At 73.9% G+C, this 12,336-nt stretch carries 12 protein-coding genes; 4 read left to right on the forward strand and 8 right to left on the reverse strand.

What is annotated here, in order from left to right; genetic code table 11:
• Positions 1-164: 164 nt before the first annotated feature.
• The gene (locus ACIPSJ_RS04250; protein ID WP_401343253.1) at positions 165-1,082 is read left to right on the forward strand and encodes a DUF4231 domain-containing protein; all 918 of its coding nucleotides are present in this window, start codon (positions 165-167) and stop codon (positions 1,080-1,082) included.
• Positions 1,083-1,120: 38 nt separating this feature from the next.
• Here the strand turns inward: ACIPSJ_RS04250 and ACIPSJ_RS04255 are convergent, their stop codons facing one another.
• From ACIPSJ_RS04255 to ACIPSJ_RS04275, 5 genes are all read right to left on the reverse strand, one after another.
• Positions 1,121-1,657 (reverse strand): hypothetical protein, encoded by a 537-nt coding sequence (locus tag ACIPSJ_RS04255; RefSeq protein WP_359208506.1) that lies wholly within the window; start codon positions 1,655-1,657, stop codon positions 1,121-1,123.
• Between the two features lie 92 nt (positions 1,658-1,749).
• Complete coding sequence (locus ACIPSJ_RS04260; protein WP_401343256.1) at positions 1,750-2,787, reverse strand: rod shape-determining protein; 1,038 nt, start codon at positions 2,785-2,787, stop codon at positions 1,750-1,752.
• A 245-nt stretch (positions 2,788-3,032) separates the two neighbouring features.
• Positions 3,033-4,430: a carboxyl transferase domain-containing protein gene (locus tag ACIPSJ_RS04265; protein ID WP_401343258.1), complete on the reverse strand. Its 1,398-nt coding sequence runs from the start codon at positions 4,428-4,430 to the stop codon at positions 3,033-3,035.
• A complete protein-coding gene (locus ACIPSJ_RS04270; protein WP_401343260.1) occupies positions 4,423-5,865 on the reverse strand; it encodes an acyl-CoA synthetase in 1,443 nt (480 codons plus the stop codon). The genes ACIPSJ_RS04265 and ACIPSJ_RS04270 overlap by 8 nt, the downstream gene beginning before the upstream one ends.
• 90 nt (positions 5,866-5,955) lie before the next feature.
• On the reverse strand, positions 5,956-7,062 hold the full coding sequence (locus ACIPSJ_RS04275) for a MerR family transcriptional regulator (protein WP_401343262.1): 1,107 nt from the start codon (positions 7,060-7,062) through the stop codon (positions 5,956-5,958).
• 134 nt (positions 7,063-7,196) lie between these two features.
• Here ACIPSJ_RS04275 and ACIPSJ_RS04280 point away from each other — a divergent pair, with 134 nt between their 5' ends.
• Entirely contained in the window at positions 7,197-8,081 is an 885-nt protein-coding gene (locus ACIPSJ_RS04280; RefSeq protein WP_359208491.1) for a hypothetical protein, read from the forward strand.
• On the opposite strand, the gene ACIPSJ_RS04285 is transcribed toward ACIPSJ_RS04280, so the two are convergent.
• On the reverse strand, positions 8,056-8,661 hold the full coding sequence (locus ACIPSJ_RS04285; RefSeq protein WP_401343264.1) for a hypothetical protein: 606 nt from the start codon (positions 8,659-8,661) through the stop codon (positions 8,056-8,058). The genes ACIPSJ_RS04280 and ACIPSJ_RS04285 overlap by 26 nt on opposite strands.
• 117 nt (positions 8,662-8,778) lie before the next feature.
• On the opposite strand from ACIPSJ_RS04285, the gene ACIPSJ_RS04290 reads away from it, so the two are divergent.
• Both ACIPSJ_RS04290 and ACIPSJ_RS04295 read left to right on the forward strand, forming a co-directional pair.
• Positions 8,779-9,552, forward strand: a complete 774-nt coding sequence (locus ACIPSJ_RS04290; protein WP_359208486.1) for an IclR family transcriptional regulator — start codon at positions 8,779-8,781, stop codon at positions 9,550-9,552.
• The gene (locus ACIPSJ_RS04295) at positions 9,549-10,400 is read left to right on the forward strand and encodes an SMP-30/gluconolactonase/LRE family protein (RefSeq protein ID WP_401343266.1); all 852 of its coding nucleotides are present in this window, start codon (positions 9,549-9,551) and stop codon (positions 10,398-10,400) included. Before ACIPSJ_RS04290 ends, ACIPSJ_RS04295 begins: the two co-directional genes overlap by 4 nt.
• On the opposite strand, the gene ACIPSJ_RS04300 is transcribed toward ACIPSJ_RS04295, so the two are convergent.
• A complete protein-coding gene (locus ACIPSJ_RS04300) occupies positions 10,294-11,685 on the reverse strand; it encodes an MAB_1171c family putative transporter (protein ID WP_401343268.1) in 1,392 nt (463 codons plus the stop codon). The genes ACIPSJ_RS04295 and ACIPSJ_RS04300 overlap by 107 nt on opposite strands.
• The gene (locus ACIPSJ_RS04305) at positions 11,682-12,290 is read right to left on the reverse strand and encodes a toxin-antitoxin system, toxin component family protein (RefSeq protein ID WP_401343270.1); all 609 of its coding nucleotides are present in this window, start codon (positions 12,288-12,290) and stop codon (positions 11,682-11,684) included. The genes ACIPSJ_RS04300 and ACIPSJ_RS04305 overlap by 4 nt, the downstream gene beginning before the upstream one ends.
• Positions 12,291-12,336 lie beyond the last annotated feature (46 nt).

The following is a 12,336-nucleotide window of genomic DNA, read 5'->3' on the forward strand; positions in this document are numbered from 1 at the left end:
AGGGACAGTCTGTCTCGTCGCCTCGTTCCGGCGGACCCTATACCAGGAATGCCCGGCGACCCTCTTGTGCACGGACCGGCTTTCCGTCCTCATTGACATCTCAGGCCGGTATTTCGGGGGCGCGCGAGAGCTTTCGGGGGCGCGCACGGCATTCGGGGGGCGTCATGGGGGCTGCAACCACTCCGGTTCCGAGCACCACGCTGGACGATCAGGATCTGCCGCCGCTGTTCCGGTCGAGCGATCAGTGGGCGTTGCGTCATCAGAGCGATTCGTTCCGGGCGGTGCGTACGCATCTGCTCCTGCTGCTTCTGGCCACCACGGCCGCCGTGCTGACCGAACAGGCCTCCGGGCACGTCATGACGGTACTGGCCGCGGTGCTGTACGGGCTGACGATAGCCCTCGGCCTGAGCACCTCCCGCCGCCGTTCCCGCGCCCACTGGCAGGCGCACCGGGCGGCGGCCGAGCTGACGAAGACACTGGCCTGGCAGTACATGGTGCACGGCGGGCCCTTCCACTCCGATGTCGCCGACCCGGACGCGGTGTTCGCGGAGCGCCTCGAAGACCGCCTGCGCGAGCTGCGCAAGTGCGGCTGGGAGGACTCCCGCGACGGGGTCGGGGAGCGCGGCAAGGGACAGATCACGGCGCGGATGCGCGCGGAGCGGGCCAAGTCGTACCCGGCTCGCCGGGATCTCTATCTGCGCGACCGGCTCCTGGAACAGGCGGTCTGGTACAAGAACCGGGCCTCGCGCGCGCACCGCGCCGCCGCCCGCTGGTCGAGCGTCACCGCGGGCCTGACCCTCTTCGCCCTGGCCGCCGCCCTGCTGCGGACCGTCGGCCTGCTCGGCGGCGCGGACCTCGCGGGGCTGCTCAGCGCGGCCGCCGCGGCCGGTGTCGCCTGGCAGGAGGTACGGCGGCACGGACCGCTGACCCAGGCCCACTCCCTCATCGAACAGGACCTGGAGACCACCCGGATCGCCATGTCCACCACGGTCACGGAGTCGGGCTGGGCCGAGGCGGTGGAGGAGGCCGAACGCCTGATGTCCCCGGCGCACACGGAGTGGCTGGTGCGCTTCGGCAACTGACGCGCCGTCCGTGGCCTGGCGCCCGGGACCGGCCGGCGTCAGTCCCGCCGTACCCCCGGCTGCCACAGCACCGTCACCGGCACCCCGCGGCGCCGGGCGTAGGCCACCACGTCGCCGGTGCCGCCCGGACCGCGCGCGGGCCGGCCGTCCCATACGGCGATCAGCTGGTCGGAGTGCTCCACGACCCAGCAGCCCGCCGCGAAGTACGCCTGCTCGTGCGTCGGCTGGCGGGGCAGGTCGACCCGGGTCGTACAGGATCTGAGGATCCTGCGGTACGTCGCCCGCGCCTCCTCGTCGCCCAGATGGGCCTCGTAGTCCATGCCCGGGATCACGGCCGTCACCGGGACGCCGTGCGCCAGGGCGATGTCCGCGAACAGCTGGTCGGCGCCGGCCGCGAGGCAGCTGAGCGCCTCCAGTTCCACGTCCGTACGGCTCAACTGGCGCCGCAGCTCGGAGTGGACGAACGGCAGGAGCGACGGCGGGATCGAACGGTGCCCGGTCACTCCGACGCGGGTGACGGCGAGGCGGGTGACCGCTGCCGCCCCGGCGAGGTACTCGGTGAGTTCGGCTGTCACGGAACGTCCCCTCCCGTCACCATCGGTGAGTACAGCCTAATCGAGACACGACAAGGTGCGCAGGGGGCGCATCGACTCACATCGCGTACGTCCTACGCTGCCAGCGGATCCAGCACCAGCGGTTCGATCCGGCCTTCCAGCATCGCCCCGATGCCCTGGACGACACACACGTCCGGCCGTTCCGCGATGTGCACCGGCATCCCGGTGGCCTCCCGCAGCAGCTGGTCGAAGCCGGGCAGCAGCGCCGAGCCGCCGACCATCATGATCCCGCGGTCGGCGAGATCGGCGACCAGGTCGGGCGGGCAGTCCCGCAGCACCTTCCCGATCCCGTCGAGCACGGCCGTCAGCGGCGTCTGGATGGCGTCCCGGACGGCCGCGGTGTCCACCTGCACGCTGCGGGCGAGCCCGGTGACCACGTCCCGGCCGTGGATCTCCGTCGACGCCGGCCCCTGCGGGGTGAGCCCGTTGCCGGACAGGGCGAGCTGCAACGGCCGTACCGACTGGCTCGGCAGCATCAGCGCGTGCTCGTGCCGCAGGTGCTGCACGATCGCGTGGTCCACGGACTCGCCGCCGACCGGCAGCCGCTCGGCGCACACGATGGACCCGAGGGAGAGCACGGCGACCTGCGTCGCTGCGGCCCCGCACACCAGGATCATGGTCGCCTCGGGCCGCTCCACGGGCATCCCGCACCCCACGGCCGCGGCGATCAGCGTGTCGACCAGCTCCACCCGCCGCGCCCCCAGCCCCACCAGCGTCTCGATGGTCGCCCGCTGGGTCAGCGGATCGGCGTCGTGCGGGGTGCAGGCCGCCCCGCGCAGCCGGGGCTTGCGGCGCAGCATCCGGCGGATCTTGTCGCCGAGCAGATGCCGCAGCATCCGCTGGGCCATCTCGATGTCGACGATGGTGCCGCCCGAGATGGGGCGTACGACACGGATGTAGTCGGGCGTGCGGCCCGTCATCTTCTCCGCGAACTCGCCGACGGCGATCAGGGCGCCGGTACGGGTGTTCACGGCGGCGACGGAAGGCTGGTCGACGACCAGGCCCATGCCCTTCACATACACCCGGGTGCGGGCGGCCCCCAGATCGACGGCGAAATGGCAGCGGCGCAACTGCTCCAGACTGACGGTCACGGCAGATCCTCCCGAGTGCGCGGGCCGTGTGGGCTGACACCGCCGGTCGGCGGCCTGCTTCGCATCCTCCGGGCGATCAGGACGGCGCGCCTTCGGGAGGGGGCCGGGCGGGGCGCGGCTGAATGGGGGGTTTCGCGGTCCGAAGGGGGGGGGCGCAGGCCGACCACGCCCCGGCGGCCACCGCCGCCGGACGCGCCCCCCTGCCGCCTCCGCACCCGACCGCACCCCCCACCCGCAGCGGCTCGTCACCCAGGACGTGGTCCGGGCGGTGGCGGTGTGGTGGGTGCGTTGCCGGGGTGGTCCACGATCCCGCGGATCACGCCCAGCTCCACCAGGTCCTGGGGGCGGATGCGGAGTTGGGCGGCGGTGGCCTCGGCCTCCTCCGGGGGGCGTTTGAGGATGGCTGTTGCCAGTTCGGGGGCGATGACGGAGAAGTAGCTGTCGGGTGTGGCCCAGGTGTTGTGGGGTGCGGCGAGGGCCAGTGCGCCGCCGGAGCCGCCCTCGCCGATGACGAGGGTGGTGATCGGTGTGCGGGCCGCCGCCACCTCGGCGAAGAGTTCGGCGATCGCCGCGCCCGCTCCCTGCCGCTCCGCCTCGGCGTCGTTGGCGGCGCCCGGGGTGTCGACGAGGGTCAGTACGGGGATGTCGAGCCGGTCCGCGAGCCGTATCAGCCGGGCGGCGGTCCGGTACCCGGCGGGCCGGGTCGCCGTGCCGGTCTGCGCGGCGAAGGCCACGCCACGGCCGTCGCGCTCGCCGAACCCGCACAGCATCCCGCCCGGATCCGCGCCGCCGCACCGGTCGCCGGACAGGGCGACCCGGCGGCTGAAGTAGGCGTCCAGGTAGGCCTCGGCGCGCGGACGGCGCGGTGCGCGGGCCCGCTGGACGGCCTCCCAGCCGGTGGTGGGCAGCCCGCTGCCGCCGAGGGCGGGCGGCGGGTCGGCGGGGGCCGTGGCCGGTGTGGTGAGCAGCCGCAGCCACAGCCCCAGCACCGGCTTCAGCTCCTCGGCGGACACCACGGCGTCCGCCGACCCCGCCGCGACCTGGGCCTCCGCCGTGTACGCGGCCGGGTCCGCGTCCGGCGGCCGGACCCGGGAGCCCGCGAAGCCGACCTGTGCGCCGGGCAGGGCCAGGACGACGTCCGCGCCGGCCCCCAGGGTGGCCCAGCCGCCACCGGTCGTCGGATCGCGCAGCACGGCGATCTGCGGCAGCCCCGCCTCCCGGGTGAGCGCCGACTGCCGTGCCACCCGCTGGAGTTGGGAGAGGGCGAGCATGCCCTCCTGCATCCGGCTGCCGCCGGTCGCGACCAGCGGCACCACCGGCAGCCGGTGGGCGCGGGCATGGACGTACGCCGCCTCCAGCCGGTCCCCGGTCCGCTCGCCCAGCGAGCCGCCGAGGAAGCCGAACTCGAAGGCGATCAGCACGGCCGCCGTGCCCTCGACGCGCGCGGTCCCGACGACGACGGACTCCTCCTCGCCGGTGCGTTCGGCGGCGCGGGCGCGCGAGGCGTCGTACCCCTGCCAGGCGAGGGGTCCGTCAGGGCGGGACTGCCTTGTCGGGTAAGGGAGTTCGGTGAAGGTGTCCGGGTCGGTGACGAGGCCGAGGATCCGCCGGGCGGAGAGCCGTCCGGCCGTCCCCTCAGGCACCCAGGGCCCGCTTCATGATCTTCCCCATGTCGTTGCGGGGGAGGGCGTCCAGGTGGTGGACGACGCGGGGCCGCTTGTGCGGGGCGAGCCGGGCGGCGACATGGTCCGCCAACTCCGGCAGCGACGGCGGCGCCTGCGGATCCGCCGGGACGATCCAGGCGACGACCCGCTCGCCCAGGTCCGCGTCCGGCTCCCCGGTGACGGCGGCCTCCCGCACCCCCGGATGTTCGAGCAGCGCGTTCTCGATCTCACCGGCCCCGATCTTGTAACCCCCGCTCTTGATCAGGTCGGTGGCCTTGCGTCCGACGATCCGCACCGAGCCGTCCGGCTCGCGCACGGCCATGTCCCCGGTGCGGAACCAGCCGTCGGCGGTGAACGCGGCGGCGGTGGCGTCCGGCCGGTTGAGGTACTCGGTGAACAGGTTCGGGCCGCGCACCTGGATCTCCCCGACGGTCTCCCCGTCCAGGTCCGCGATCGCCGTGCCGTCCTCCTCCACCAGCCGCAGCTCCACACCCGGCAGGGGGACGCCCACCGTTCCGGCCGGCGCCTCCCGGTCCGCGCGCATGCTGGTGTTCATCAGCGTCTCGGTCATCCCGTACCGCTCGATGACCCGCCGTCCGGTCGCGGCCGTGATCCGCTCGTGGTCGTGCAGGGGCAGCGCCGCCGAGCCGGAGACCAGCAGCCGGGCCCGGCCGAGCGCCTTGGCCAGTCCGGGGTCGTCGGGCAGGGCCTCGGCGATGCGGTGGTACATGGTCGGGACGCCGAACATCATGGTCCCGCCGTCGTTCAGCTCCCGGGTGACCCCGGCCGTGTCGAACCGCCCGAGGTGCCGCACGGAACCGCCGCGCCGCAGCGGCCCGAGGATCCCCAGCACGAGCCCGTGCACATGGAAGAGCGGAAGGCCGTGCACGAGGGTGTCCTCGCCGGTCCACTGCCAGGCGTCGGCCAGCGCGTCCAGGGTCGCCACCAGCGCGCGGCGCGGGACGACGGCGCCCTTGGGCGGCCCGGTGGTGCCGGAGGTGTAGACGACGAGGGCGGGGTCGTCCTCGGCGGTACGGTCCTCCGGCACCGGGCCGGCGGCCCGCACGTCGACGTCGATCCGGGGCAGAGCGGCCACGGCCGGCGGGAGGGCGGCGCCGGGGGCCGCCAGCACCGCGGTGGGCGCGCTGTCGGTGAGGATGTGCGCGAGTTCCCCCTCGCCCGACCTGGGATTGAGCGGTACGGCCGCCCGGCCGGCGAGCAGCACACCGACGACGGCGACGGCCGTCTCCAGTTCCGGGGTCGCCCACACGGCGACCCGCTCGGCGTCCCGGACCCGGCCGGCGACGGCCCCCGCCGCGCCGGCGACCTCCCCGTACGTCAACGACCTCGCGCCGAACCGCAGGGCGACCTGCTCGCCCGGACCGTCCACCAACGCCGGAAACAGAAGGGACACGCGACGACTCCTCACATCGGACACAGCGGTCGGAACCTCGACAGCCCCTTCCTACACCAGGTCCCGAGGCCACGCGGTTCCCGGCGCCTCTTATCCGGCCGGGACGGACGGGTCGGCCGACGCCACCGCACCGGCCACGTCGGCCACCACATCGGCCACGACGCAGCTCACGTTGTCCGCCCCGCCCGCCGCGTTCGCCTCCTCGACCAGCACCCGCACCGCGTCCCCCGGTTCCGTCCCGCCCGCCAGCAGCTCCCGGATCCGTTCGTCGGGCACCGCCCTGCTCAGCCCGTCCGAGCACAGCAGGTACCGGTCCCCGCGCCGGGCCTCGTGCAGCTTCAGGTCCGGGACCGCCTCCGCGCCTCCCGACAGCGCCTTGGCCAGCAGCATCCGCTGCGGGTGGCTGTCCGCCTCCTCCGGTGTCAGCCGCCCCTCGTCGATCAGCGACTGCACCACGGTGTGGTCGTGCGTGATCCGGAACAGCTCCCCGTCCCGCAGCAGATACGCCCGCGAGTCCCCGATGTGCACGAGGGCCAGCCGGGACCCGGTCCACAGCAGCGCGGTGAGCGTCGTACCGATGTCCGCGCTGCCCCCGGCCACCTCCCGCACGGCCGCACCGGCCGAACGCACCGCGTCCTCCAGGAGGTTCAGCACGCCGCCCGCCGGGAACTCCTCGTCCTCCAGGAACTTCAGCGCCTCCACGGCGGCGGCGCTGGCCCGGTCCCCGGCCGTTCCCGTCCCGTCGGCGACGGCCAGCAGCCGCCGTCCCGCGTAGGCGGTGTCCTGGTTGGCCGGCCGGACGAGCCCCCGGTCCGAGTGGGCCGCATAGCGCAGTTCGAGCATGGTCGTCGTGTCCCTTCTCGTCTCTTCTCCTGACAGGTGGTCGACGAGAAACGCGGCCAGATCCCGCCGTACGACGGTCTCCGCCTCGACCCGCGCCCAGTACGCGCGTATCTCCTGGGCGGCCCGGCCCGCCGGCAGCCCGCACACCTCGCGGATCAGCGCCAGCGGCATCCCCAGCCGCCGCAGCCAGGCCACCAGCCGCGCGCGTTCCAGCTGGGCGGCGGCGTAGTACCGGTAGCCGGTGTCCGGGTCGACCCGGGCGGGCCGCAGCAGGTCCAGCTCGTCGTAGAGCCGCAGTGCCTTCGGTGACAGCCGGCAGGCCTTGGCGAAGGCTCCGATGGTCATCCACTGCATGCGCTGCCTCGCGTTCCTCGACGTCCGCCATCGATGCTGGGGCTTCACCGAAGGTGAAGGTCAACAGGTCAGCGGCTAGCCTTCCGAAGAACGCAGGAACGCAGCCGCCGCCGTCAGCCAAGGGAGCCCCCGCCGTGCCCCGGATAGCCCTCGCCACCTACGACCCCGGCACCGAGCCGAGCAAGGACCAGGACCTGCCGGTGCTGCTGCGCGCGCTGGCCGCCGCCGGGGCGGACGCGGTCGCGCACCCGTGGGACGACCCGGAGGTGGAGTGGGGCGGCTACGACCTGGTCGTGGTCCGTTCGACCTGGGACTACAGCTGGCGTGCGGACGAGTTCGTGGCGTGGGTGGAGCGGGTGGCGAAGGCGACGCGGATCCTCAACCCGGCGTCGGTGCTCCGGTGGAACACCGACAAGCGGTATCTCGGCGACCTCGCGGCGGCCGGTGTGCCCGTCGTGCCGACCCGGTATCTCGCGCCGGGGGACCCGGCCGGTCTCGCCGACTTCCCCGCCGACCGCGACTTCGTCGTCAAGCCCACCTTCGGCGCCGGCGCCCGGTTCGCCGCCCGCTACACGCCCGCCGATCACGGGACGGCCGTACGGCACCTCGCCCGGATGCACGACGAGGGCCTGACCGCGATGGTGCAGCCGTACGTCTCCGGGATCGACGTCAGCGGGGAGCGGGCGCTGCAGTTCTTCGGCGGGCGGCTGCTGCACGCCAGCCGCAAGCGGGCCGTGCTCACCCGGGGCACGGCGTACGACGCGGAGAAGGTCGCCCACCCCGACCTGGAGCCGTGGACCCCGACCCCGGCCGAACTCGCGGTTGCCGACCACGCGTTGGCCGCCGTACCGGAGGCTCCCGAGCTGCTGTACGCGCGGGTGGACCTGGTCGACGGGGAGGACGGTCGGCCCCGGGTGATGGAGCTGGAGCTGATCGAGCCGAACCTGTTCCTGTTCCTGCACCCCGGGTCGGTGGACGCGGTGGTGGCCGCGGTCATCGGCGCGGCGCGTCGTCGATGACCGCGGTGCGCTGCAGCAGCCCCCAGGTGAACTCCGCGACCGCCTGACGTCCGTCGGGGAGGGTGAGGGCCAGGCCCCAGCGGGTGGGGGCGGTGCCCTCCAGGGGGCGGGCGGGGGCGAAGGCGCGGGCGGCCTCGTCGAGGGTGCAGGACCAGGGGGTGAGGTCCTCGAAGGTCTCCAGCCTCGGGGCCGGGGCGCCGGGGGCGCGGACCAGCCATTCGTTCCAGACCGCGCCGCCGGCCCCGGCCAGGACCTCGAAGCGGAGGGTGGGCCACAGGGGGAGCGGCCACTGCCAGACCGCGCACTCCAGGTCGCCGACCGTGCGTCTGGACTCCGTGTCGGGCGGGCCGAGGACCGAGCGGTAGCGGGCCGCCGCCGACCGGGATCTGGGTGAGCGGACCATCGCCTGCCAGCGCTTGTTGGCCTCCCGCATGTCCGCGAGCGAGGCGCCCAGGGCTCGGCGGGCGTCCTCGACCAGGTCCGGGTTGTGGTCGGCCATGCGGCGCAGCAGCACCAGCTGGAAGTCCAGTTGCATGAGATCCATGGTGCACTTGCGTGTGTCCGGCTCGTTCCCGGCCATTGCCCGGGGAATCCTCGGTGGTTAGCCTGTGTTCGTCATGCCGATCGCCTGTTGATATCTCGAACGGCTCCGCCGCTCCGACGAGATCTGGCGCTTACCCAAGGGAGGGGGCCGGACGTGGGACGCCTTGTGCCTGCCGTGACCCGGGCTCTCGACATTCTTGAGCTCTTCCTGGACGGGGACGGGACCCTCTCCGCCCCCGACATAGTGCGCAAACTCCAGCTGCCACGGACCACCGTGCACGAGCTGGTGACCACGCTCTCCGCCCGCTCGTACATCGTGCCCGTACCCGGACAGCCCGGACGTTACCGGCTCGGAGTCCGTCCGTACCAGCTCGGCAGCCGGTACGCCGAGCAGCTCGACCTCGCCGCCGAGGGCCAGCAGGTCGCCCGGTCGGTGGCCGAGACCTGCGACGAGACCGTCCATGTGGCGATCCTCGAAGGCACCGACGTCATCTACATCGCCAAGGTCGACTCCACGCACGCCGTGCGCATGGTCTCCGCCGCCGGCCGCCGGCTGCCCGCCCACTGCACCTCGGTCGGCAAGATGCTGCTGGCCTCGCTGCCGGAGCCGGAGCTGTCCGCGCGCATCCCGGCCGACGCCGACCTGGTCCGGATGACCCCGAACAGCATCACCGACCCGGACGCCCTGCGCGAGGCCCTCACCGAGATCCGCGCGCGCGGCATCGCCGTGGAGAGCCGTGAGTCCAACCCGGACGTCTCCTGTGTCGCCGCGCCGGTCCGGGACCGCACCGGCCAGGTCGTCGCGGCGCTCTCCATCTCCGTTCCGATGATCCGCTGGAGCGACGAGCGCCGGGGCGAGCTGGAGCAGCTCGCCGCCAAGGGCGCCGCCGAACTCTCCGAGCGCCTCGGCCACCGGAGCGTGGGATGACGACGACCGCGTACGAGGTCGCGGTGGCGGCGGAGGCGACCCTCGGCGAGGGCCCGACCTGGGACCCGGCCACCGGCCGTCTCCTCTGGATCGACGTACTCGGCTCCCGCGTCCACACCTACGACCCGGCGACCGGCCGCCGGACGATCCGCACCACGGACCAGCACGTCGGCGCGGTCAAGCCGCGCGCCGGCGGCGGTCTGGTCCTCAACCTCCGGGACGGCGTCGCCCTCCTCGACCCCGACGACACCTTCCGCTGGCTCCACCGCGAGCCGGTCCCGGGCCGCCGGGCCAACGACGCGGCGGTCGCCCCCGACGGCTCCCTCTGGGCCGGCACGATGCGCTACGACGAGGCGGCCGGCGGGGGCACCCTGGCGCGGGTGACGGCGGACGGCACGGCGACGACGCTGCTGGCGGACGTCACGGTCAGCAACGGCACGGGCTGGAGCCCGGACGGCCGCCACGTCTACTACGTCGACACCCCGACCAACCGGGTGGACGTCTTCGACTACGACGGCGAACTCCCCTCCAACCGCCGCCCGTTGGTGACGATCGAGGAGGGCGCGGGTTACCCCGACGGCCTCACGGTCGACGCGGACGGCTGTGTGTGGGTGGCACTGTGGGACGGGGGAGCGGTGCGCCGCTACACGCCCACGGGTGAACTGGACCGGGTCATCACGCTGCCGACCCCGCGTACGACGGCCTGCGTGTTCGGCGGTGCGGATCTGACGGACCTGTACGTCACGACGGCCCGGGTCGGCCTGGAGCGGCCGCATCCGACGGCGGGTTCCCTGCTGGTGATTCCGGGGGCCGGGAAGGGTGTCGCCCAACCGGCGTTCGCGGGATAGACGTCGGTTTGGCTTCGCGTTCGGCTGCGGGTCGGTGGGGGCTGGTCGCGCAGTTCCCCGCGCCCCTGACGGGGCGCTGTGCAACCCTCGTCACCCGGGTCCGCACCGCCTCGATCTCCTCGGGTCGTCGCAGCACCCTGGACACCGCCCCGATCTCCTGGAGGAGGCGGGCGGTGTCCGGACCGTGGTCCGCGGGCTCGATGTCGCGCTCCCGGGTGTCGACCGCGTCCAGGATGCTCACCGCCGACGCCAGTGCGCGGGCCTGGTCGGGCGGGTGGCCGAGGGCGAGCGCCGCGTCGTAGGAGCGGCGGTCGAGGTCGGTGTCGATGCGGCGGGTGAGGGGGAGCAGGACGTCCCGGATGAACGTCTCCCGCCGTGTCAGGCGCAGTTCGGGGGTGGCGCGCAGGACGAAGGGGACGCCGTCGCCGTGCACGGTCCGGGTCAGCCGGTACAGCGGCCGCAGTTCGCGGTGGGCGAGCCGGATCCGCCAGCGGTCGTGCAGGTACTGGCCGGCGTGGGGGAGGATGAAGCCGACGGCGATGAGGATGGCGGCGAGGGCGGCGACGGGCGGGGCCAGGTCGGTGCTGAGCCAGTCCAGGTCCGCGCCGGACCAGCGGGCGCCGACCGCGACCAGCTTGGCCGCGTCGAAGATCAGGTTGAGCAGGTAGCCGACACCGAGCAGCTTCAGTCCCCAGCGCAGCCAGGCGTCGAGGCCCTCGGTGCGCACCCAGTTCCAGATCAGCCGCGAGGTGATGACGCAGGCCAGGCAGTGGGCGAGGAGGTAGAGCAGGATCTCCTCGCCCATGAACGGGGCGGTGGCGTAGTAGGTGTCGAGGTCCCGGGGCCGCTCCACCGGCACGTCGGCGAGCGCGAACAGCAGCCACAGCGCGGCGATCACCCCGGCGTAGCCGGCGACCACCCAGCGGATCGCGCGCCGGGTGGGTGCCGAGCGGTCGGAGAGGCCGTTGCGCCAGGCGATGATCAGCAGCAGGCAGGAGGCGCCGACCGCGGTGAGCAGCGAATAGCACCAGGGCGCCGAGATGTTGGGCACGCCGGCCCACCGGTTCACGGCGGTGATCGTCGAGGGGCTGCAGAACACGAACACCGCGCAGCCGAGCAGCAGCAGTCCGCCGACCGCGCGCAGCAGCGGATCGCGCCAGAGCCGGACGATGCTGGGCAGCTTGATCACCAGGGCGGTGGTCAGCACCGCGGTCGGGATCCAGAAGGAGATGTAGAACTCGCTGAGGAACCGCGAGGGGTTCAGCGCCGGCGAGGCGGTCGTCACCGTGCCGCCCCACCGCGCCCGCGATAGCCGAGGGTCCGCTGGACGGGGTCGGGCGGGCTGCGGTGCGGGTTCTCGACGTAGGGCCGGAAGGCGGTCGCCAGCCGGTACCCGAAGTCGTCGGCCTCGGCCTCGTCGCTCTCCCGGGAGCCGTTGCGCGCGGCCACCGTCAGCGCCCGCTCCCGCCAGCCCGGCTGGTCCGCCAGCGCCCGTGCCGCCGCCGGGCCTACCCCGTGCTGGTGCCGGTGCCCGGCGTGCAGATGCCACAGTTCATGGCCGAGGATGACCAGTTGCTGCACGGCCTCGGCCCGCTCCTCGACGATGACCAGGTCGAAGTCCTGGAACTCCACCCACAGCCCGGTGACCTCGATCTCGTCCGGGAACCGCTCGAACCGCAGCTCCACCGGACGCCCGGCGCGCCGCGCGGCCATCTCCTCGCACAGCGCCCGGCACAGCTCGCCCACTCCGGCGGGCGGGTGCGGCCGGGCGCGGACGGCGGCGGCGAGGTCGGCGGCGAGGACGCGCATCCCCGCGTTCGTCCGGGAGCGCCAGGGGCACAGCCTCGCGGCGATCCGGGCCCACCGGTGCCGCGCGCCGGCCAAGTCCATCGCTCCCCCTTCGCACCGCCCCCACGGCGGTCGCCGCGCTGCGTCG

This window comes from Streptomyces sp. NPDC090088, from assembly GCF_044747345.1.
Taxonomy (GTDB): domain Bacteria; phylum Actinomycetota; class Actinomycetes; order Streptomycetales; family Streptomycetaceae; genus Streptomyces.

Coding starts and splice junctions, on each gene's coding strand:
- ACIPSJ_RS04250 (WP_401343253.1), top strand. CDS start 165: ATGGGGGCTGCAACCACTCCGGTTCCGAGCACCACGCTGGACGATCAG.
- ACIPSJ_RS04275 (WP_401343262.1), bottom strand. CDS start 7,062: ATGCAGTGGATGACCATCGGAGCCTTCGCCAAGGCCTGCCGGCTGTCA.
- ACIPSJ_RS04285 (WP_401343264.1), bottom strand. CDS start 8,661: ATGGCCGGGAACGAGCCGGACACACGCAAGTGCACCATGGATCTCATG.
- ACIPSJ_RS04295 (WP_401343266.1), top strand. CDS start 9,549: ATGACGACGACCGCGTACGAGGTCGCGGTGGCGGCGGAGGCGACCCTC.
- ACIPSJ_RS04305 (WP_401343270.1), bottom strand. CDS start 12,290: ATGGACTTGGCCGGCGCGCGGCACCGGTGGGCCCGGATCGCCGCGAGG.